Source organism: Pseudomonas kairouanensis, assembly GCF_004682055.1.
GTDB classification, from domain to species: domain Bacteria; phylum Pseudomonadota; class Gammaproteobacteria; order Pseudomonadales; family Pseudomonadaceae; genus Aquipseudomonas; species Aquipseudomonas kairouanensis.
The window spans coordinates 14847-35346 of sequence record NZ_QUZU01000057.1; the positions used below are offsets into that span (position 1 = coordinate 14847).

Annotated in this window: 19 protein-coding genes; 14 read left to right on the forward strand and 5 right to left on the reverse strand. The window is 60.5% G+C overall.

Annotated features, from left to right (window positions below; genetic code table 11):
- Positions 1-124: 124 nt before the first annotated feature.
- From DYL59_RS28245 to DYL59_RS28260, 4 genes are all read left to right on the forward strand, one after another.
- On the forward strand, positions 125-571 hold the full coding sequence (locus DYL59_RS28245; protein WP_135292092.1) for a DUF4879 domain-containing protein: 447 nt from the start codon (positions 125-127) through the stop codon (positions 569-571).
- Positions 572-668: 97 nt separating this feature from the next.
- Complete coding sequence (locus DYL59_RS28250) at positions 669-1178, forward strand: (2Fe-2S)-binding protein (RefSeq protein WP_135292093.1); 510 nt, start codon at positions 669-671, stop codon at positions 1176-1178.
- Positions 1175-2164, forward strand: a complete 990-nt coding sequence (locus DYL59_RS28255; RefSeq protein WP_135292094.1) for an FAD binding domain-containing protein — start codon at positions 1175-1177, stop codon at positions 2162-2164. The genes DYL59_RS28250 and DYL59_RS28255 overlap by 4 nt, the downstream gene beginning before the upstream one ends.
- Positions 2161-4344 carry a xanthine dehydrogenase family protein molybdopterin-binding subunit gene (locus DYL59_RS28260; protein ID WP_135292095.1) on the forward strand — a complete coding sequence of 728 codons (2184 nt, stop codon included), beginning with the start codon at positions 2161-2163 and terminating at the stop codon, positions 4342-4344. Before DYL59_RS28255 ends, DYL59_RS28260 begins: the two co-directional genes overlap by 4 nt.
- Before the next feature lie 141 nt (positions 4345-4485).
- Here DYL59_RS28260 and DYL59_RS28265 read toward each other — a convergent pair whose 3' ends face one another.
- Positions 4486-5733: an MFS transporter gene (locus tag DYL59_RS28265; RefSeq protein ID WP_135292096.1), complete on the reverse strand. Its 1248-nt coding sequence runs from the start codon at positions 5731-5733 to the stop codon at positions 4486-4488.
- A gap of 318 nt (positions 5734-6051) precedes the next feature.
- Between DYL59_RS28265 and DYL59_RS28270 the strand changes: the two genes are divergently transcribed.
- The 3 genes from DYL59_RS28270 to DYL59_RS28280 are packed head-to-tail and all read left to right on the forward strand — an operon-like array spanning position 6052 to position 8680.
- On the forward strand, positions 6052-7491 hold the full coding sequence (locus DYL59_RS28270; protein ID WP_135292097.1) for a cytochrome ubiquinol oxidase subunit I: 1440 nt from the start codon (positions 6052-6054) through the stop codon (positions 7489-7491).
- A 1-nt stretch (position 7492) separates the two neighbouring features.
- Positions 7493-8500: a cytochrome d ubiquinol oxidase subunit II gene (gene cydB, locus DYL59_RS28275; protein WP_014720024.1), complete on the forward strand. Its 1008-nt coding sequence runs from the start codon at positions 7493-7495 to the stop codon at positions 8498-8500.
- A 12-nt stretch (positions 8501-8512) separates the two neighbouring features.
- A complete protein-coding gene (locus DYL59_RS28280; RefSeq protein WP_010562540.1) occupies positions 8513-8680 on the forward strand; it encodes a DUF2474 domain-containing protein in 168 nt (55 codons plus the stop codon).
- Positions 8681-8745: 65 nt separating this feature from the next.
- Here DYL59_RS28280 and DYL59_RS28285 read toward each other — a convergent pair whose 3' ends face one another.
- On the reverse strand, positions 8746-9870 hold the full coding sequence (locus DYL59_RS28285; protein ID WP_135292107.1) for a methyltransferase: 1125 nt from the start codon (positions 9868-9870) through the stop codon (positions 8746-8748).
- Positions 9871-10035: 165 nt separating this feature from the next.
- On the reverse strand, positions 10036-10749 hold the full coding sequence (locus tag DYL59_RS28290; protein WP_135292098.1) for a helix-turn-helix transcriptional regulator: 714 nt from the start codon (positions 10747-10749) through the stop codon (positions 10036-10038).
- A gap of 382 nt (positions 10750-11131) precedes the next feature.
- On the opposite strand from DYL59_RS28290, the gene DYL59_RS28295 reads away from it, so the two are divergent.
- Complete coding sequence (locus tag DYL59_RS28295) at positions 11132-11908, forward strand: ferredoxin--NADP reductase (protein ID WP_135292099.1); 777 nt, start codon at positions 11132-11134, stop codon at positions 11906-11908.
- 46 nt (positions 11909-11954) lie between these two features.
- Here the strand turns inward: DYL59_RS28295 and mscL are convergent, their stop codons facing one another.
- Positions 11955-12371: a large-conductance mechanosensitive channel protein MscL gene (mscL, locus tag DYL59_RS28300; protein ID WP_135292100.1), complete on the reverse strand. Its 417-nt coding sequence runs from the start codon at positions 12369-12371 to the stop codon at positions 11955-11957.
- A 287-nt stretch (positions 12372-12658) separates the two neighbouring features.
- On the opposite strand from mscL, the gene katB reads away from it, so the two are divergent.
- The 3 genes from katB to radA all read left to right on the forward strand — a co-directional run bounded on the left by katB (position 12659) and on the right by radA (position 16287).
- The gene (gene katB, locus DYL59_RS28305; protein WP_135292101.1) at positions 12659-14200 is read left to right on the forward strand and encodes a catalase KatB; all 1542 of its coding nucleotides are present in this window, start codon (positions 12659-12661) and stop codon (positions 14198-14200) included.
- A 135-nt stretch (positions 14201-14335) separates the two neighbouring features.
- The gene (locus tag DYL59_RS28310) at positions 14336-14884 is read left to right on the forward strand and encodes an ankyrin repeat domain-containing protein (RefSeq protein ID WP_135292102.1); all 549 of its coding nucleotides are present in this window, start codon (positions 14336-14338) and stop codon (positions 14882-14884) included.
- A gap of 35 nt (positions 14885-14919) precedes the next feature.
- Complete coding sequence (radA, locus tag DYL59_RS28315) at positions 14920-16287, forward strand: DNA repair protein RadA (protein WP_135292103.1); 1368 nt, start codon at positions 14920-14922, stop codon at positions 16285-16287.
- Positions 16288-16416: 129 nt separating this feature from the next.
- On the opposite strand, the gene DYL59_RS28320 is transcribed toward radA, so the two are convergent.
- Positions 16417-16785 carry a PilZ domain-containing protein gene (locus tag DYL59_RS28320; protein ID WP_135292104.1) on the reverse strand — a complete coding sequence of 123 codons (369 nt, stop codon included), beginning with the start codon at positions 16783-16785 and terminating at the stop codon, positions 16417-16419.
- 174 nt (positions 16786-16959) lie between these two features.
- Here DYL59_RS28320 and DYL59_RS28325 point away from each other — a divergent pair, with 174 nt between their 5' ends.
- From DYL59_RS28325 to yjiA, 3 genes are all read left to right on the forward strand, one after another.
- The gene (locus DYL59_RS28325) at positions 16960-19026 is read left to right on the forward strand and encodes a carbon starvation CstA family protein (RefSeq protein ID WP_135292105.1); all 2067 of its coding nucleotides are present in this window, start codon (positions 16960-16962) and stop codon (positions 19024-19026) included.
- 15 nt (positions 19027-19041) lie between these two features.
- Entirely contained in the window at positions 19042-19239 is a 198-nt protein-coding gene (locus DYL59_RS28330; RefSeq protein ID WP_003194308.1) for a YbdD/YjiX family protein, read from the forward strand.
- A gap of 155 nt (positions 19240-19394) precedes the next feature.
- Complete coding sequence (gene yjiA, locus DYL59_RS28335) at positions 19395-20354, forward strand: GTPase (RefSeq protein ID WP_135292106.1); 960 nt, start codon at positions 19395-19397, stop codon at positions 20352-20354.
- The last annotated feature ends 146 nt before the right edge of the window (positions 20355-20500 follow it).

Below are 20500 nucleotides of genomic sequence, written 5' to 3' on the forward strand. Positions count from 1 at the left end.
TCAAAGCACAAACTGCGCCAAGCGCCTTTGGTTTCAGAGAGGATCGGAAAAAGCGGCGCATGATACCAGCAGCCGGGGCCTTGAGGCATACTGCGCCGACGTTAAAACCAAGGTCGCCGCCCACATGAAAAAAGCCACCGCGTGGAGTCTAGCTCTGATCCCTATTATCGGCCTGTGGCTCGGCGCAGCACCGGCGTGGAGCGCGACTGCACCGCCCTTGAGCGAAGTGCGCGTGTTCAAGGTCGAATCGGCGCGTTGCACCGAAACCATCCCGGAGCGGGCGCAGGGCACACAAATGTGCACGCACCGTGGTCCCACCAAGGTGTCGGTGATGGAAGTCGGCCTGGGTAATAACCCCGTGGGCAAATTCGATGGCGCCGTGCTCAACGGGCAACGTACCCCGGTGTGCCAGGTTGGCAGTGAGAGCCAGGTGTGTAATGGGGCGGGCACGGTGATGGGCTATATCTACGTATTTGACCTGGATGTAAAAGCCCAAGGCTGGTTCGAATACACCAACTCGTCGATCAACGGCCCGCAGAACACCTTGAAGACGCTGCTCAATATCCGCTGATCAATCCCCTTGAACGCTCATAACCCAGGGCAGTCGTACCCCTCAAGACGGCGACTTTCCTGAACGCCGCGGACGTACACCAACCCGTGAGGTGTTTATGAGCGCAACCCCCAATGGCGCGACGGCCCAGCCGTTCGCCAGCCACTCGATTCGCCTGCGCCTCAACGGCCAGGACCGCCAACTGGACGTGCTGCCCTGGACCACCTTGCTGGACCTGCTGCGCGAACACCTCGACCTGATTGGCAGCAAAAAGGGCTGCGACCACGGCCAATGCGGCGCGTGCACCGTGTTGCGCGATGGCAAGCGCATCAATGCCTGCCTGACCCTGGCGGTGATGTGCGATGGCGCCGAGTTGACCACCATCGAAGGCTTGGCCAGCGGCGACGCACTCCATCCGATGCAGCAAGCCTTTATCACGCGTGATGCGTTCCAGTGTGGGTACTGCACCCCCGGCCAGATCTGTTCGGCTGTGGGCCTTATGAATGAAGGCCGAGCGTGTGACTCGGCGCAAATCCAGGAACTGATGAGCGGCAACCTGTGCCGTTGTGGTGCCTACAGCAATATCCGCGATGCCATTGAAGATGTCGTGTTGGGAGGTGAGCAATGAACCCCTTCCACTACAGCAAGCCTGTGGATGTGAACGAAGCTGTGCACTTGAGCAGCGCCGCTTCGCGCTTTATCGCCGGCGGCACGAACCTGCTGGACCTGATGAAAGAAAACATCAGCCGTCCCGAACACCTGATTGATATCACCGGCCTGCCTTTGCACGAAGTGGAAGAAACCGCCGAAGGTGGCGTGCGCATCGGTGCGCTGGTGAGCAATGCCGACCTGGCCTGGCACCCACTGGTCGAGCAGCGCTACCCGCTGTTGTCCCAGGCGATTCTTGCCGGTGCCTCGCCGCAACTGCGCAATATGGCCAGTACCGGCGGCAACCTGCTGCAGCGTACCCGTTGCTATTACTTTTATGACGCCGCCGTGCCCTGCAATAAGCGCGAACCTGGCAGCGGTTGCCCGGCGCGCAGCGGCTTGAACCGCATCCACGCGATTCTCGGCGCCAGCGACCAATGCGTCGCCACTCACCCCTCGGATATGTGCGTGGCCCTGGCAGCGCTGGAGGCACGCGTGCATGTGCAAGGCCGCGCAGGTGCGCGGATTATCGAGTTTGCCGACTTCCATCGTCTGCCCGGCGACGCCCCACAGCGCGACAACCAGCTGGCCGACGATGAGCTGATCACCGCCATTGAACTGCCCGTCGACAACCTGGCAAGCCACAGCCACTACCTGAAAATTCGCGACCGCGCCTCCTACGCCTTTGCCTTGGTCTCCGTCGCCGCCGCTCTTGAGTTGGACGGCGATCAGATCATCGACGCACGCTTGGCTCTCGGCGGCGTGGCCCATAAACCCTGGCGTGACCGCGCTGTGGAAGCCTCGCTGATTGGCCAGACGGTCAGCCGCGAAACCTTCAGCAACGCCGCCGATGCCCTGTTGCAAGACGCAGAGCCCTTGGAACACAACGGCTTCAAGATCAAGCTGGCGCGCCGCGCAATCATCCGTGCGTTAAGTGACGCCGCTGTCGCAGGAGAACGCCCATGACCGCCATCGGTAAACCATTGGACCGTGTCGACGGTCTGCTCAAGGTGACCGGCCAGGCACGCTATGCCGGTGAGTTTCCCGAGGCGGGCTTGCTGCATGGCAGTGTGGTGTCCAGCAACATTGCCAAGGGCCGCGTGATCAGTATCGATACGTCCAAGGCGCTCGCACTGCCGGGTGTGGTGATGGTGCTCAGTCACCTCAACCGACCCAAAATCGCCAGTTACGACGAGGCCTTCGCTGACGACGATGCGGCGGATGGCTCGCCGTTTCGCCCGCTGTACAACGATCGTGTGCTGTACAGCGGCCAGCCTTTGGCGCTGGTGGTTGCCGACAACCTGGAACTGGCGCGGCATGCCGGATCGCTTGTGGTGGTGGAGTACGAGGCAGAGCCGTTCGACACTGATCTACTCGCCCAACAGCAGAACGCCAAGCCTTCGCCCCAGACGCCCCCGGCACCTCGCGGCGACTTCCAGGCCCAATGGAGCGCTGCCGCCGTCAGCCTCGACGTGCACTACAGCACCCCCGTCGAACACCACAACCCCATGGAACCCCACGCCAGCACCGTGCTGTATCAGGCGGACGGCACCCTGCATATCCATGACAAAACCCAGGGCCCGCAGAACTGCCAGGCCTATGTGCAAAAGGTCTTCGGCCTGGATAAAAACCAGGTGAGGATCTTTGCCGCGTTCGTGGGTGGGGCGTTTGGGTCTGGCCTGCGTCCGCAATATCAGCTGCCGTTGGCGGTGATGGCATCGTTGGCACTCAAGCGCTCGGTGCGCGTGACCCTGACCCGCCAGCAGATGTTCACCTTCGGCTATCGCCCCCGCACCTTGCAGCGCTTGCAGATGGGCGCCGCGGCTGATGGCAAGTTACTGGCGCTTGGGCACACAGCTATCGGGCAAACCTCGCGTTTCGAGGATTTCAGTGAACACGTCGTGGAGTGGAGCGGCATGCTCTATCACTGCGAAAACGTGCAACTGACCTACAACCTGGTGCCGCTGGATGTATTCACCCCGTTGGACATGCGCGCACCGGGCGCGGCCTTGGGGGTGATCGGCCTAGAGTGCGCCATGGATGAATTGGCCTGCGCGTTGGGCATCGACCCGGTGCAATTGCGGCTGATCAACTATGCCGAGCGCAACCTGAACGAAGACAAACCCTGGTCCAGCAAGGCCCTGCGCGAGTGCTACCGCGAAGGTGCTGAACGTTTCGGCTGGCGCCAGCGCAACCCGGAGCCGCGCAGTATGCGCGATGGCCGCCAGTTGATCGGCTGGGGCATGGCCGGCGGGGTGTGGGAGGCCATGCAGATGAAGGCCAGTGCCAAGGCGCGTATCGACGCTCAGGGCAAGCTGACGGTGAGCAGCGCCACCACCGATATCGGCACCGGCACGTATACGGTGATGACCCAGATTGCGGCGCAGGCCAGCGGTGTGGCGGTCGAAGATGTGAGCTTCCTGCTCGGTGACTCGTCGTTGCCGACGGCACCGTTGCAGGGCGGCTCGTTTACCGTTTCGTCGGTGGGAACGGCGGTGCAACAGGCGTGTGAAGCGCTGAACGCCAAGCTGCTGGAGATCGCCAGGCAGACTTACCCAGTGTTCAAGGGCGCCGAGTCCGTACGCTTCGAAGGCGGCCAACTGCATACCGGCGATGTGAGCGTGTCGTTGGCGCAGCTGGTCAAGGATGCGGGCGAAGCGGCTTTGGAAGTGCAGGTTGACAGCGAACCCGACAAAAAGCGCGAAGGGTACTCAACAGCCACTCACTCGGCGGTGTTCGTCGAGGTGCGGGTGGATGAAGACCTGGGCACGGTCCAGGTCAGCCGGGTGGTGAGCGCAATTGCCGCCGGACGCGTGGTCAATCCGAAGATGGCCCGCAGCCAGATCCTGGGTGGCGTTGTGTGGGGTATCGGCATGGCTTTGCATGAGGAAACCCAGAGCGACCATCAGTTGGGCCGGTTCATGAACCACAGCCTGGCCGAGTATCACATTCCGGTGAATGCCGATATCGGCGACATTGATGTGGTTTTTGTCGAAGAACACGACGAAATTGTCAACGCGCTGGGTTCCAAGGGCGTGGGCGAGATTGGCATTGTCGGCGTGGCGGCGGCGGTGGCGAATGCGGTGTATCACGCCACTGGCAAGCGGGTAAGGGACTTTCCGATTACCTTGGATAAGGTGCTGTAACCCGGTCTTTCAAACACAGAGGGTCCAAATGTGGGAGGGGGCTTGCTCCCGATTGCAGTGGGTCAGCTAGCACAAATGCTGACTGACACATCGCTTTCGGGAGCAAGCCCCCTCCCACATTGGCCTCGTTGCCATATTGAGTTAGGTGGTGGGCTTGATGGTTTCTTCCACCGGCACATGCATCCGATCCCGATTGGCCAGGGTCGGAAACAGTTTGATCCACACCCCCGTGACCACCAACGTGCCAATCCCGCCCATCACCACGGCGGGTACTGTGCCAAACCAGTGGGCGGTGATCCCGGATTCAAACTCGCCCAGCTGATTCGACGCGCCAATAAACAGCCCGTTGACCGCACTGACCCGGCCGCGCATCTCATCCGGGGTTTCCAACTGCACGAACGAGGCACGGATCACCATGCTGATCATGTCCGCCGCGCCCAACACCACCAGCACTGCCAGTGAGAACCAGAACGAGGTAGACAAGCCAAAGGCGATGGTGGCTACACCGAACACGCCAACAGCCGTAAACATCACGCGGCCCACCTTGCGGTCCACCGAGAACCGCGCCAGCCACAACGACATCAACAACGCCCCCACCGCCGGCGCCGAACGCAGCAGGCCCAGGCCCCAGGCGCCGGTCAGCAGGATGTCCTTGGCAAACACCGGCAGCAACGCGGTGGCGCCACCCAACAACACGGCGAACAGGTCCAGGGAGATGGCGCCGAGGATATCCGGGCGGCTGCGGATAAAGCGGATACCGGCCAGCAGCGAGTCCAGGGTGGCCTTGCCTTTGTTGAGCGGAGTCTGGCGGGCGGGCAGGTTAAGGGTCAGCACGCAGGCAATGAGGTACAGCGCCACGGTGGGGCCATACACCCACACGCTGCCAAAGGCATACAGCAGGCCGCCCAGGGCCGGGGCGACGATGGTGGCCAGTTGCTGGGCCGACTGCGATGAGGCCACCGCACGCGGGAACAGCGCGCTGGGTACGATGCTCGGCAGCAGCGCCTGGGTGGTGGGCATTTCGAAAGAGCGCGCGGCGCCCAGCAGGAAGGCGAGGATAAAGATCATCTCGCGGGTCACGTTGCCGGTCAGGCCGCCAATGGCCAGGCTCAGGGCAATCAGCGCCTGCACGGTCTGGCAGATGGCGGCCACCTTGCGCCGCTCGTAGCGGTCGGCCACATGCCCGGTGTGCAACATGAACAGCACGCGCGGCACAAATTCCACTAAACCTACCAAACCCAGGTCCAGTACGTTGCCGGTCAGTTGGTAGAGGTTCCAGCCAATGGCCACGGTAAGCATCTGGAAGCCGCTGGCGGTAAAGATACGCGCCAGCCAAAACGCGATGAAAGGGCGGTGGTGACGCAACAGCAACACGGGTTCACTAGGCATCGGGAGTTCAGGTCAGGGCCGGAGGGAGCGCCGAGATTATCATCAAGTTGTAACAGATAGTTGCAAGATCTGATCTGAGACAGTCTGTCACGCGGCAAAAGACCACGCCGTCCTACAGCAAAATCCGGACTACTCTTTCAGCAATGTTTGATCCAGATCAAAACCTCCCCAGGGATTGGTCTGGCGGTCGAAAGGCCAGATTCCCTACGTGGTTGGTTAAAAAAAGAAACGAATTGAAATTCGCCAGACTCCATATCCGTGGGGGCAGTGGGTGCAGGCTCCCGCCAGCAGCCGGTATTACCTGACAGAGGAAGACTTATGTTCGGTTTGGAGGCGCTAGATCTCGCCCGAATTCAATTTGCATTCACCATCTCGTTCCACATCCTGTTCCCGGCGATCACCATCGGCCTGGCCAGTTACCTCGCGGTGCTGGAAGGCTTGTGGCTCAAGACCCATAACGACACCTACCGTGACCTCTACCATTTCTGGTCGAAGATCTTTGCCGTCAACTTCGGCATGGGTGTGGTCTCAGGTTTGGTCATGGCCTACCAGTTCGGCACCAACTGGAGCCGTTTCTCGGACTTCGCCGGCGCCGTCACCGGGCCATTGCTTACTTATGAAGTGCTCACGGCCTTCTTCCTTGAGGCCGGTTTCCTCGGGGTGATGCTGTTCGGCTGGAACAAGGTGGGGCGCAACCTGCACTTTTTCTCCACCGTGATGGTGGCCGTGGGTACGTTGATCTCGACCTTCTGGATCCTGTCGTCCAACAGTTGGATGCAGACGCCCCAGGGCTTTGAAATCATCGACGGCCGTGTGATCCCGACCGATTGGTTTGCGGTTGTCTTCAACCCGTCCTTCCCGTATCGCCTGGCGCACATGGCCACGGCAGCGTTTGTGGCGACGGCATTCTTCGTCGGTTCCTCGGCGGCCTGGCACTTGCTGCGTGGCAAGGACAACCCGGCGATTCGCAAAATGCTCTCGATGGCCATGTGGATGGCCTTGATCGTTGCGCCTATCCAGGCGGTGATCGGCGACTTCCACGGCCTGAACACCTTGAAGCACCAACCGGCGAAAATCGCCGCGATTGAAGGCCACTGGGAAAATATCGGCAACGAGCCGACCCCATTGATCCTGTTCGGCTGGCCGGACATGAAGGCGGAAAAAACCAAATACGCGGTGGAAATCCCGTACCTGGGCAGCCTGATCCTCACTCACTCCCTGGACAAACAGGTGCCGGCGCTCAAGGAGTTCCCGCCTGAGGACCGCCCCAACTCGACCATCGTGTTCTGGTCGTTCCGGGTCATGGTCGGCCTGGGTTTGCTGATGATCTTCACCGGGCTGTTCAGCCTCTGGCTGCGTCGGGGTGACAAGCTGTACACGTCCAAGCCGTTCCTTTACCTGGCGTTGTGGATGGGGCCGTCGGGCCTGATCGCGATTCTCGCCGGCTGGTTCACCACCGAGATCGGCCGTCAGCCGTGGGTGGTCTACGGCTTGATGCGCACGGCAGATGCCTCCTCCGGGCATAGCCTGGCGCAGATGACCATCACCCTGGTGCTGTTCGTGGTGGTGTACTTCGCGCTGTTCGGCGCAGGCCTGGGCTACATGATGCGCCTGGTGCGCAAAGGCCCTGTGGCCCATGACGTTACCGAGCCGACCCACGGTGGGCCTGGTCAGAAACGCACCCCAGCGCGTCCGTTGTCGGCTGCCGATGACGGCACCGAAGACGATCACTCTGACATCCAGCATAAGGGGAATTGAGATGGGTATTGATCTTCCGCTGATCTGGGCCGTGATCATCATCTTCGGCATCATGATGTACGTGGTCATGGACGGCTTTGACCTGGGTATCGGCATCCTCTTTCCGTTTATTCCCGGCAAAGTTGACCGTGACGTAATGATGAACACCGTCGCCCCGGTGTGGGACGGCAACGAAACCTGGCTGGTACTGGGGGGCGCGGCGTTGTTCGGCGCGTTCCCACTGGCTTACTCGGTGGTGCTGTCGGCGCTGTACCTGCCGCTGATTTTGATGCTGATCGGGCTGATCTTCCGGGGCGTGGCGTTCGAGTTTCGCTTCAAGGCCAAGGACCACAAGCGTCATCTGTGGGACAAGGCGTTTATCGGTGGTTCGCTCGCGGCGACGTTCTTCCAGGGCGTGGCGCTGGGGGCGTTTATCGATGGCATCCCGGTGGTCGACCGTCAGTTCGCCGGCGGTTCGCTGGACTGGCTCACGCCGTTCACGATGTTCTGTGGCGTGGCGCTGATCGTGGCCTATGCGCTGTTGGGCTGCACCTGGCTGATCATGAAGACCGAAGGCAAGTTGCAGGAACAGATGCACAACCTGGCGCGGCCCTTGGCGTTCGTGGTGCTGGCGGTGATCGGCATCGTGAGTATCTGGACGCCGCTGACCCACCCGGAAATTGCCTCGCGCTGGTTCACCCTGCCAAACCTGTTCTGGTTCCTGCCGGTGCCGATCCTGGTGCTGGTGACCATGTACGGGCTGATCCGCGCCGTGGCCCGCAACGCGCATTACACGCCGTTCCTGCTCACGCTGGTGCTGATCTTCCTCGGCTACAGCGGCCTGGGCATCAGCCTGTGGCCCAACATCATCCCGCCGTCGGTATCGATCTGGGACGCCGCCGCGCCCCCGCAGAGCCAGGGCTTCATGCTGGTGGGCACGTTGTTCATCATCCCGTTCATCCTGGGCTACACCTTCTGGAGCTACTACGTGTTCCGCGGCAAGGTCACCCACGAAGACGGCTACCACTAGGAGGGGCGTTGCATGTCCGGCAAACCTACGTTGCACGAGATTGAACAGGCTGAAAAACAGCCGCTGTGGCGGCGCCTGGGGTGGCTGGCGATGATCTGGACTGGCAGCGTGCTGGCCCTGTTTGTCGTGGCCAGCCTGATGCGCATGTTCATGAATGCGGCTGGCCTGACCACTCACTGACATCCCGATCCGGGCCTTGGCGCCCGGTTTTCAACCCTGCCCCTTGCAAGAGTGGTGGGGTTTTTTTATTTGCGCGCTTTGAGGATGACGAATTTCGGTGTGGTGGCCACTTGTTCGACGCCCCGAAACAGGCGCGCCAGCTTGGTGTGATAACCCAAGTGGCGGTTGCCGACTATATAGAGGGCGCCGCCGACCACCAGGGTTTCCCGAGCCTGCTGGAACATGCGCCAGGCGAGGAAGTCGCCGACCACCTGTTGCTGGTGGAACGGCGGGTTGCACAGCACCACGTCCAGTGAATGGGGCTCCTGGCCGGCCAGGCCATCGGCGGCGCGAAGGGTGACCTCGCGCTCACCCAGGGCGGCCTGCCAGTTCTCGGCGGCCGATTGCACGGCCATATAGGATTCGTCCACCAGGGTGTACTGCGCATCGGGGTTTTGCAGTGCGCTGGCGATCGCCAGTACGCCGTTGCCACAGCCCAGGTCGGCCACACGGGCACTGCCCAGGTTTTTCGGCAGGTGCGGCAGGAAGGCGCGGGTGCCGATGTCCAGGCCTTCGCGGCAGAACACATTGGCGTGGTTAAGCAGTTCGATAGCCGGGGTGTCCAGCGAGTAGCGGGTCGGGTAGGGCGAGACCGCGTTGGGGCGATCAGCAACGGTGGCGATCAACAGCCGGGCCTTTTTCACCGCCAGTGAAGCGTGCATCGGCCCAATATACTGCTCCAGCAGCTCCCCGGCGGCCCGTGGCAGGTGCTTGATCATGGCCCCGGCAATCACTTCGGCGCCCGGCGCCAGTTGGCCCTGCAAGCGGATCAGTTGTTCTTCCAGCAGCGCCAGGGTCTTGGGCACGCGAATCAGCACCCGGTCAAACGGCCCGCTCGGTACCTGGCTGGCGGGTATGAAGGCCACGGCATCAAAGGCTTTGCCGTTGCGCACCAGGTTTTTCTCCAGGCCCTGGGCCGCCAGGAACGAGTCGCCGCTGGACGTCACCTGCACCTGCCCTTCAAGGCTGGCCGCCAGCGCGCCGAAGCTGTCATTGAGCACCAGCACGCGGGTGTGGGCGTTCGGCTGCTGCTCGGCGAGGTGGCTGAGCAGGTACTCGTCGGCGGCATCGAAAGCTTGCAGCGGATCGTTATGTTGCTCTGGCTGGCGGATCAGATCGAGCTGGGCGAAGGGGCTTTCGAGCAGGGGCATGGCGGGGGAGGCTCTGGTCATCGATGGGTGTTCGGCAAGGGCGTTCCCGGCCGAACCGTCTGAGTGAACTGCGAGGCGGGCCCCGTGGGGCTGCGTCAACACTCAGAATTGGCCGTAAATGTTACGTTTTTTTCGCTGGGATTACATGTGCTGTTTGCGCCGGTCTCAATCCAGGCAGCCCATTTTGGACGCGGCGAGCACGGCACCGATCTTGTTATTGACCCCCAGTTTCTTGAAGGTACTGCTGATATGGAAGCCCACCGTGCGTTCCGAGAGGCACAGGATGGTGGCGATATCCGAGGCGGTCTTGCCCATGGCTGACCATTTGAGAATTTCCGTTTCTCGCGGCGTCAGCTTGCTGGCAGGTTTTACGCTGGGCTCGTCGGCAAACTTCAACGCGACAACGGCATGCATGGCATGACACAACCAGAGCACCTGGCCGGCCTTTTCATATAACTCCTGCGGTTTGACTTCCCCTTCGCCTCGACCCAGGGTCAGCATGCTGAACACACCCTGGAAGTCATGTACTGCCTGGGTCCACCCTAGGTGTACCCCATAGGTTTGGGCCAGGGCCCACAGGTTGGGCGAGGTATTGAAGGCTTTTTCCTCCCAGACGATGGGCAGCACGCACCGTTTGCAGTGGGCAACGACGGGGTCTACCTCGAAGAAGTGCGCCTGTTTGTACAGTTTGTTCCATTCGTTTGGGTAGTTGTTGAGCTGAACAGGTTTTGTTTGGTTGTTGGGTAGTTGTGAACTCATTGTGAATGAACAGTATTGGAAGCCGAGTTCAAACGTGTGGTTAAGGACCATTTCAAAAACACTGGTGATCTCGTTCTCGCCTTCCAGCTTGGGGAGTCTTGTGTTGCGCCAGTTGATCATTGGTAACTCTCCATGGGGGTCTGCGTGACCTCGGGTACGTCCTCAAATCCCAAAGCTGCACGGAACTGAGTGTAGGACACAGGCTACAGTGCAAGAGGAAATTTTCGTTCTTGCGCAGCAGGGTTTAAGAAGCTTTCAACGGCACCATTAGTTAGCTTCGTAAGTAGTTGTTCGTTTTTTTACGGTTTTTTAGTGAGTTGAAGACGCTGTAACGATCAACTAACAGTGTGGTTGTAGTAGTGGGTTCTGGGTTAATAGCGAATTGATTAGTGGTGCCATTAGGTTGCTATTACTCTGTGCTTGCGCGATGCCATTACACACCGCAGGTGTTTGTGCGCGTCACTTTGAGGGACACTAGGGCACCTGTAGAACGGAGCCCCCCATGACGGCCAGTGCTGAGAAATTTACCCGCCAGACCTTGCTCGATGTGCAATCGCTGACCCCCAGCCTGTTTACCCTGCGCACCACCCGCGACCCGGGTTTTCGTTTTACCGCAGGTCAGTTCGTGCGCCTGGGCGTGACCAAGGCCGATGGCAGCACGGTATGGCGCGCCTACTCCGTGGTGTCGTCGCCCTTTGACGAGTACCTGGATTTTTTCTCGATCGTGGTGCCTGGCGGCGAGTTCACCAGCGAGCTGAGTCGCCTGCGGGTGGGCGATACCTTGATGGTAGAGCGTCAGGCTACGGGTTTTTTGACCTTGAACCGCTTCGTCGACGGGCGCGACTTGTGGATGCTCGGCACCGGCACCGGCGTGGCGCCGTTCCTGTCGATCCTGCAGGACTTCGAGGTGTGGGAAAAATTCGAGCGCATCATCCTGGTGTACAGCGCCCGTGAAGCCAAGGAGCTTGCCTACCAGTCGCTGATCAAGGAACTGGGCGAGCGTGAATACCTGGCCGACTATGCGCACAAGTTCACCTACGTACCCATCGTCACCCGCGAACAGCACCCCGGCACGCTGAACGGGCGCATCACCACGCTGATCGAAAACGGCGAATTGGAACGCGCCGCCGGCGTCGAGCTGACCCCGGAGCATTCCCGTGTACTGATTTGCGGCAACCCGCAGATGGTCGATGACACGCGCCAGTTGCTCAAGCAGCGGGACATGCAGTTGAGCCTGAGCCGACGGCCTGGTCAGGTGGCTGTGGAAAACTACTGGTAATAAAAAAGGCGCCTCAAGCGGGCGCCTTTTTCAAACCGGCCTTGGCTTAAAGCGGTTTGTCGTTCTGTGCCTTGAGCAGATCACGGATCTCGCCCAGCAACACTTCTTCTTTGGTCGGCACCGGCGGCAGCTTGGGCGCAACGGCCTCTTCACGCTTGAGACGGTTGATCACCTTCACCCCCATGAAAATCGCGAATGCGACGATCAGGAAGTCCACCACGCTCTGGATGAATTTACCGTACGCCAGCACCACCGCCGGGATATCGCCCTGGGCTGCCTTGAGCGTCACCGCCAAATCGCCGAAGTCCACACCGCCGATCAGCAGACCCAGGGGGGGCATCACTACGTCGCCTACAAACGAGGAAACAATTTTGCCGAAGGCGGCGCCGATGATGATACCGACGGCCATATCGACCACATTACCTTTGACCGCGAAGGCCTTGAACTCACTGATCACGCCCATAGGTTATTCCTTGTTACAGATGAGAAGGGTGGGACTCAGTGTAAGTCAGTCGTAGAGGGCTTGCGCGACACAACTGTTAACACTGTTAGCTTTTATCGACACATTAAATCGCAAATAGTTTGCAAAGTGCCATCAATCGCGCGCGAATTACCCGCCATTTCAGTGGCTTACTACATTATTTTCTCAATGGGGTTGGTATGGCTTTTCTATTTATCTTCTGCGTCCTGGGTCACTAGCCTTTGGTTAGCACAACTGAATGTGCACTAAAAAAACCAGAGGAAACCTCGATGAAAACCCCAATGAGCCGCGGGCCTGTTTCAGCGCGAAGTGCGCTGGTACTGGTGACTGCCAGCCTGCTTTCCCTGGCCGTACAAGCTGCCAACCTGACCCGCGATAACGGCGCTGCGGTTGGTGATAACCAGAACTCGCAAACCGCCGGTGCCAACGGCCCGGTGTTGCTGCAAGACGTGCAACTGATCCAGAAGCTGCAGCGCTTCGACCGCGAACGCATCCCCGAACGCGTCGTGCACGCCCGTGGCACTGGCGCCCATGGCACTTTCACCGTGACCGATAACCTCAGCGACCTGACCAAGGCCAAGGTGTTCGCAGCAGGCGAGGCCACGCCGGTGTTCGTGCGCTTCTCTGCCGTGGTCCACGGCAACCACTCCCCGGAAACCCTGCGTGATCCACGCGGTTTCGCCACCAAGTTCTACACCGCCGACGGCAACTGGGATCTGGTGGGCAACAACTTCCCGACCTTCTTCATTCGCGACGCCATCAAGTTTCCGGACATGGTCCACGCGTTCAAGCCGGACCCGCGTACCAACCTGGATGACGACTCCCGCCGCTTCGATTTCTTCTCCCACGTACCCGAAGCCACCCGCACCTTGACCGAGTTGTACTCCGACTCCGGCACCCCCGCCAGCTATCGGGAAATGGACGGCAACGGCGTGCACGCCTACAAGCTGATCAACGCCAAAGGCGAGGTGCATTACGTCAAGTTTCATTGGAAGAGCCTGCAAGGCATCAACAACCTCGACCCCAAGCAAGTCACCGAGGTGCAAGGGCGCGATTACAGCCACATGACCAACGACCTGGTCACCCATATCAACAAGGGCGACTTCCCCAAATGGGACCTGTACGTACAGGTGCTCAAGCCTGAGGACCTGGCCAAATTCGACTTCGACCCGCTGGACGCCACCAAGATCTGGCCCGATGTGCCTGAGCGCAAAGTTGGGCAGATGGTGCTGAACCGCAACCCGGCCAACGTCTTCCAGGAAACCGAGCAAGTGGCCATGGCCCCGGCCAACCTGGTGCCGGGCATCGAGCCATCGGAAGACCGCCTGCTGCAAGGTCGGGTGTTTTCCTACGCTGACACCCAGATGTATCGCCTGGGGGCCAATGCCCTGCAACTGCCGATCAACGCGCCACGGGTGACGGTCAACAATGGCAACCAGGACGGTGCCCTGAATACGGGCAAGACCAGCAGCGGCGTGAACTACCAGCCGAGCCGTCTTGAACCACGGGAAGAGCCGCAAACCGCACGCTACAGCCAATCGGCACTGGCGGGCAGCACCCAGCAGGCGAAGATCCAGCGTGAGCAGAACTTCAAGCAGGCCGGTGATTTGTACCGTTCCTACAGTAAGAAAGAGCGACAGGACTTGATCGACAATTTCGGCGGCTCCCTGGCCACTACCGATGATGAGAGCAAGCACATCATTTTGTCGTTCCTCTACAAGGCAGACCCGGAGTACGGCACTGGCGTTGCCAAGGTTGCCAAGGGCGACCTGGCGCGTGTGAAGGCACTGGCCGCCAAACTCACCGACTAACCGCCCCCCCTTGTAGGAGCAAGCTTGCTCGCGAAAAACGCATTGACGACGCGGGCTGACTGATAGCGCTGCGTTATCGTTGACCTTCTTCGCGAGCAAGCTCGCTCCTACAGGGGGATAGAGAGGATCTGGATCATGCGTATTTTTATTGGGGCGCTGCTGGTTTGCTGGTCGATCAATGCGCTGGCTGAACAGCCTCCTGCCGCTGATCCTGCGGCCATCAAGACACAATTGCAGGACTACTACTTCGACGCCGCCCGCCGTGGCGACCTCGACATGCTCAACACCTTTATCGACTCCGGCTACGCCCTCAACACCCAGGACAGCAAGGGCTACACCGCGTTGATTCTAGCGGCCTACCACGGCCAGGGGCCGTTTGTGGCCCGCCTGCTTGATGCCGGAGCCGACGCCTGCGTGCAGGACAAACGCGGCAACACCGCACTGATGGGCGCGATCTTCAAGGGTGAGCTGAAAATCGCCCAGCGCCTGCTGGGCACCGACTGCAACCCCGACCAACGCAACGGTGCGGGGCAGACGGCCGCCATGTACGCCGGGCTGTTCAAGCGCGTCGAATTGCTGGATGAGTTGAAAGCCAAGGGCGCCGACCTCAACGCCGAAGACCCGGTCGGCAACAGTGCTTCACGCTTGGCCAGCGGTGAAATCCGGACCCCGGCGCCGCGCTGAGCTATCATCGCGGTTTTTCGGTTGGAGGTTCTCAAATGGCAAAGGCCAAGCGCATGTACGGCTGCACGGAGTGCGGCGCGACCTTTCCCAAGTGGGCCGGCCAGTGCACCGAGTGCGGCGCGTGGAACACCCTGACGGAAACCATGATCGAAAGTGGTGGTGCGGCAGCGCCCACCGGGCGTGCCGGCTGGACCGGGCAGCAGGCGCAGATCAAGACCCTGGCCGAAGTGAGCGTGGAAGAGATCCCGCGTTTCTCCACCGCCTCCGGCGAGCTGGACCGTGTGCTCGGCGGCGGCCTGGTGGACGGCTCGGTGGTGCTGATCGGCGGCGACCCCGGCATCGGTAAGTCGACGATCCTGCTGCAAACCCTGTGCAGCATCGCCAGCCGCATGCCAGCGTTGTACGTCACCGGCGAAGAATCCCAGCAGCAAGTGGCTATGCGCGCCCGTCGCCTGGGCTTGCCCCAGGACCAACTACGGGTCATGACCGAAACCTGCATCGAAAGCATCATCGCCACGGCGCGTATCGAAAAACCCAAGGTGATGGTGATCGACTCGATTCAGACGATTTTCACCGAGCAACTGCAATCGGCACCGGGCGGCGTGTCCCAGGTGCGTGAGAGCGCGGCGCTGTTGGTGCGCTATGCCAAGCAGAGCGGCACGGCGATCTTCCTGGTGGGCCATGTGACCAAAGAGGGCGCGCTGGCCGGGCCACGGGTGTTGGAGCATATGGTCGATACCGTGTTGTATTTCGAAGGTGAGTCCGATGGCCGCCTGCGTTTGCTGCGGGCGGTGAAGAACCGTTTCGGTGCGGTCAACGAGCTGGGCGTGTTCGCCATGACTGACCGGGGACTGAAAGAAGTCTCCAACCCCTCGGCGATTTTTCTGACGCGTGCCCAGGAAGAGGTTCCGGGCAGTGTGGTCATGGCGACGTGGGAAGGGACTCGCCCGATGCTGGTGGAAGTGCAAGCGCTGGTGGATGACAGCCACCTGGCCAACCCCCGGCGCGTGACCCTGGGCCTGGATCAGAACCGCCTGGCCATGCTGCTGGCCGTCCTGCACCGCCATGGTGGTATTCCGACCCACGACCAGGACGTGTTCCTTAACGTGGTGGGTGGGGTCAAGGTGCTGGAGACCGCGTCCGACCTGGCGTTGATGGCGGCAGTGATGTCCAGCTTGCGCAACCGGCCGTTGCCCCATGACTTGCTGGTGTTCGGTGAGGTGGGTTTGTCGGGTGAAGTGCGCCCGGTGCCCAGCGGCCAGGAGCGCTTGAAGGAAGCGGCCAAGCATGGCTTCAAGCGGGCCATCGTGCCCAAGGGCAATGCGCCGAAGGAGTCGCCGCCGGGGATTCAGATTATTGCGGTGACCCGCCTTGAACAGGCGTTGGATGCCCTGTTCGAATAATCTGTAACACCACAAAACCAATGTGGGAGGGGGCTTGCTCCCGATAGCGGTGTGTCAGTCACACATATATCGACTGACACTCCGCTATCGGGAGCAAGCCCCCTCCCACATTTTGATTTGTGTTGTTTGTCAGATCTCCAGCAGGGCCGCCAACTCCCGGTGCAGTTCTTCTTCATCACCCAGGTTCAACTCGATCAACCGGCGTAAATGGCTGATCGAGTCCAGATCAATGTGCTGGCACACAAACCCCAACTGCCCATGATCCTCATGGGTCAGCCGTACTTGCATCTTGATGTGCACCTTGGGGTCCAGGCGTATGTCGACATCGAACGGCAACGCCTTGTTGCCCTTCCAGTCTTCAGGCCGCTGCACCAGCAAACCCTTTAACGACAAATCCACCAATTGCACTACCCATTCCCGACCGTTTTGCCGAAGTTCGGTTTTGGCGTCAAAGGCGATCCTGCGAAAACGGCGACGATCAGACGCTTGCTCGGTCATGGCGAAATCCTCTGTGGATAAAAGGATTGTAGCTATGAGCCATTATTGGGCATTTATTTCTGCTTTTTTCGCCCGCAGAAGGCTCTAGACCAACGTAGGGGGGTGGTCTTTAAGGCCAACAGCGCTAAACTCGGAGCGGCTGTCCTTTCTGTCCACCCTGGCTGGAATATAAAAATGAAAAATAATAATAGCCTGCTACGCCACCTACCCTGGCTGGTGCTGGCAATCGTAGGAGCGTGCGCCCTTGGCGTAGTGGCCTTGCGCCGCGGCGAGGCGATCAACGCCTTGTGGATTGTGGTCGCCGCTGTGGCCATCTACCTGGTCGCTTATCGCTACTACAGCCTGTTCATCGCTAATAACGTGATGCAACTCGATCCACGGCGGGCTACCCCCGCAGTGATCAATAACGACGGTCTGGACTATGTGCCGACCAACAAACACATTCTCTTTGGTCACCACTTTGCGGCGATTGCCGGTGCAGGCCCGCTGGTCGGCCCAGTGCTGGCGGCGCAAATGGGCTACCTGCCCGGCACGCTCTGGCTGATTGCCGGCGTGGTGCTGGCCGGTGCGGTGCAGGACTTCATGGTGCTGTTCCTGTCCACTCGTCGCAACGGCCGTTCCCTGGGGGACATGGTTCGCGAAGAGATGGGCCGTATTCCGGGGACCATCGCGCTGTTTGGCTGCTTCCTGATCATGATCATCATCCTTGCGGTGCTGGCGCTGATCGTGGTCAAGGCCCTGGCCGAGAGCCCGTGGGGCATCTTCACCGTGATGGCAACCATCCCGATCGCGATGTTCATGGGCATCTACATGCGCTACATCCGCCCGGGCCGCATCGGTGAAATCTCGATCATCGGCGTGCTGTTGCTGCTGGGTTCGATCTGGCTGGGTGGGCAGATCGCCGCTGACCCGGTGTGGGCCAAGGCGTTTACCTTCACGGGCATTCAAATCACCTGGATGCTGATCGGCTACGGTTTCGTCGCGGCGGTACTGCCGGTGTGGCTGATCCTGGCGCCGCGTGACTACCTTTCGACCTTCCTCAAAATCGGCACTATCATCGCCCTGGCCATCGGCATCCTGGTCACCATGCCAGAGCTGAAAATGCCGGCGCTGACCCAGTTCATCGACGGCACTGGCCCGGTGTGGAAGGGCGGCCTGTTCCCGTTCCTGTTCATCACCATCGCCTGTGGCGCGGTGTCCGGTTTCCATGCACTGATCTCCTCGGGCACCACGCCCAAACTGCTGGACAACGAAACCAACGCCCGCTACATCGGTTACGGCGGCATGTTGATGGAGTCGTTCGTGGCCATCATGGCCATGGTTGCCGCGTCGGTGATCGAGCCGGGCGTGTACTTCGCCATGAACAGCCCGGCCGCCGTGGTCGGTGGTGATGTGGTGGCTGTGGCGCAAACGGTCAGCAGCTGGGGCTTTGCGATCACGCCGGAGGCGCTGCAAGCCGTGGCCCATGACATCGGTGAAACCACCATCCTGGCCCGTGCCGGTGGTGCGCCGACGTTGGCGGTGGGTATCGCGCAGATCCTGCACAGTGTGCTGCCGGGTGAAAACACCATGGCGTTCTGGTACCACTTTGCGATCCTGTTCGAAGCGCTGTTCATCCTCACGGCAGTTGACGCCGGTACCCGTGCTGGTCGCTTCATGCTGCAGGACTTGCTCGGCTCCTTCGTACCGTCGCTCAAACGCACCGAGTCGTGGACCGCCAACCTGATCGCCACCGCGGGTTGCGTGGCCATGTGGGGCTACCTGCTGTACCAAGGCGTGATCGACCCACTGGGCGGCATCAACACCTTGTGGCCGCTGTTCGGTATCTCCAACCAGATGCTGGCAGGCATCGCGCTGATGCTGGCCACCGTTGTGCTGATCAAAATGAAACGCCAACGCTACATCTGGGTGACCATGCTGCCAGCGGTTTGGCTGCTGATCTGCACCACCACGGCGGGCTTTATCAAGCTGTTCGACGCCAACCCGGCGGTGGGCTTCCTGTCCCTGGCCAAGAAGTACAGCGATGCCCTGGCCAACGGCCAGATCCTCGCCCCGGCCAAGAACATCGACCAGATGCAGCACGTAATCTACAACGCCTACACCAACGCAACGCTGACGGCGCTGTTCCTGTTCGTGGTGTTCAGCATCCTGTTCTACGCGCTCAAGGTCGGCGTGGCCGCCTGGGGCAACAAAGAACGTACGGATAAAGAAGCCCCGTTCCAGGCTTTGCCGGACGCGTGATCGAGGATTGCAGCCATGTTCAATGACATCAGTCGCCTCGGTAAATACCTCGGTCAGGCCGCGCGCCTGATGGTCGGCATGCCCGACTACGACACCTACGTCGAGCATATGCAAACCAAGCACCCGGACAAGCCGGTGATGGACTACAAGGCGTTCTTCCGGGAACGCCAGGAAGCCCGTTACGGCGGCAAGGGTGGGCCCAAGTGCTGCTGACCCGGTAGTCCGGGCTGGCAGAAATCCCCTGTGGGAGGGGGCTTGCTCCCGATAGCGGTATGTCAGCGACAGATAAGTGCCTGACACACCGCTATCGGGGGCAAGCCCCCTCCCACATTTGTTTTGTGTTCCTTCAGTTATAAGGAGAACTGTCTTTGTCCTCTCCCATCCCCGTCACCATCCTCAGCGGCTTCCTCGGCGCCGGCAAAACCACCTTGCTGCGCCACCTGCTCAAAGCCGAGCACGGCCTGAAAATCGCCGTGATCGAAAACGAATTCAGTGATGCCGGTATCGACACCCAGCTGTTGGGCGCCGAGCCGGTGCAAGTCATGACCCTGTCCAACGGCTGCGTGTGCTGCACCATCCACACCGACCTGACCAAGGCCCTGTACCTGCTGCTCGAACGCCTGGACAGCGGCGAGATCGCCTTCGACCGCCTGGTGATCGAAACCACCGGCCTGGCCGACCCGGCCCCGGTGGCCCAGACCTTTTTCATCGACGAAGAGCTGCGCGAGCGCTACATCCTCGACGGCATCATCACCCTGGTGGACGCCGCCCACGCCGAGCACCACCTGACCCAGACCATCGCCCAGGCCCAGATCGGCTTTGCCGACCGCCTGCTGGTGAGCAAGCGCGACCTGGTGGATGACGCCACCTTCGACGCGTTGAGCGAACGCCTGACCCGCATCAACCGCCGTGCGCCGATTCGTGTGGTGGACCACGGCAACATTGATCTTGCCGAGTTGCTCGACGTTCGCGGTTTCAACCTCAACGCTGGCATGAGCCTGCGCCCTGTGGGTGCTGCGCCGTCCATCGACCGCATCTCCAGCCTGGTGTTGCGCACCGACCAGCCGCTGGATATCGACCGCCTCAGCGAGTTCATGAACGAACTGCTGGAAGACCACGGCAAGCAATTGCTGCGTTACAAAGGTGTGCTGAACATTGCCGGGGAGGATCGGCGCATGGTGTTTCAGGGCGTGCTCAAGCTTTACGGTTTTGATTGGGACACGGAGTGGGAAGAGGGCGAGACGCGGGAGAGTGTGATCGTGTTCATTGCCGATGAATTGCCCGAAGACAAGATTCGCGAGGGCTTCCAGCGCGTCTATCAATCCTGACTTGAAATGCAATCCAATGTGGGAGGGGGCTTGCTCCCGATGACAGGGTGTCAGTGACAGGTAAGTGCCTGACACCCTGCTATCGGGAGCAAGCCCCCTCCCACATTTTTGATTGCATTTCAGGTTGGGAAAACGGTGTTTTCAGG

Bases quoted from the DNA above. Each gene is read 5' to 3' on its own strand.
- DYL59_RS28270 (WP_135292097.1), top strand. From the start codon at position 6,052: ATGTTCGGTTTGGAGGCGCTAGATCTCGCCCGAATTCAATTTGCATTC.
- DYL59_RS28330 (WP_003194308.1), top strand. From the start codon at position 19,042: ATGTTCAATGACATCAGTCGCCTCGGTAAATACCTCGGTCAGGCCGCG.
- DYL59_RS28310 (WP_135292102.1), top strand. From the start codon at position 14,336: ATGCGTATTTTTATTGGGGCGCTGCTGGTTTGCTGGTCGATCAATGCG.
- DYL59_RS28285 (WP_135292107.1), bottom strand. From the start codon at position 9,870: ATGCCCCTGCTCGAAAGCCCCTTCGCCCAGCTCGATCTGATCCGCCAG.
- DYL59_RS28255 (WP_135292094.1), top strand. From the start codon at position 1,175: ATGAACCCCTTCCACTACAGCAAGCCTGTGGATGTGAACGAAGCTGTG.
- katB (WP_135292101.1), top strand. From the start codon at position 12,659: ATGAAAACCCCAATGAGCCGCGGGCCTGTTTCAGCGCGAAGTGCGCTG.
- DYL59_RS28265 (WP_135292096.1), bottom strand. From the start codon at position 5,733: ATGCCTAGTGAACCCGTGTTGCTGTTGCGTCACCACCGCCCTTTCATC.
- DYL59_RS28280 (WP_010562540.1), top strand. From the start codon at position 8,513: ATGTCCGGCAAACCTACGTTGCACGAGATTGAACAGGCTGAAAAACAG.
- DYL59_RS28245 (WP_135292092.1), top strand. From the start codon at position 125: ATGAAAAAAGCCACCGCGTGGAGTCTAGCTCTGATCCCTATTATCGGC.
- DYL59_RS28260 (WP_135292095.1), top strand. From the start codon at position 2,161: ATGACCGCCATCGGTAAACCATTGGACCGTGTCGACGGTCTGCTCAAG.
- DYL59_RS28320 (WP_135292104.1), bottom strand. From the start codon at position 16,785: ATGACCGAGCAAGCGTCTGATCGTCGCCGTTTTCGCAGGATCGCCTTT.
- DYL59_RS28250 (WP_135292093.1), top strand. From the start codon at position 669: ATGAGCGCAACCCCCAATGGCGCGACGGCCCAGCCGTTCGCCAGCCAC.
- DYL59_RS28295 (WP_135292099.1), top strand. From the start codon at position 11,132: ATGACGGCCAGTGCTGAGAAATTTACCCGCCAGACCTTGCTCGATGTG.
- DYL59_RS28325 (WP_135292105.1), top strand. From the start codon at position 16,960: ATGAAAAATAATAATAGCCTGCTACGCCACCTACCCTGGCTGGTGCTG.
- mscL (WP_135292100.1), bottom strand. From the start codon at position 12,371: ATGGGCGTGATCAGTGAGTTCAAGGCCTTCGCGGTCAAAGGTAATGTG.
- cydB (WP_014720024.1), top strand. From the start codon at position 7,493: ATGGGTATTGATCTTCCGCTGATCTGGGCCGTGATCATCATCTTCGGC.
- DYL59_RS28290 (WP_135292098.1), bottom strand. From the start codon at position 10,749: ATGATCAACTGGCGCAACACAAGACTCCCCAAGCTGGAAGGCGAGAAC.
- radA (WP_135292103.1), top strand. From the start codon at position 14,920: ATGGCAAAGGCCAAGCGCATGTACGGCTGCACGGAGTGCGGCGCGACC.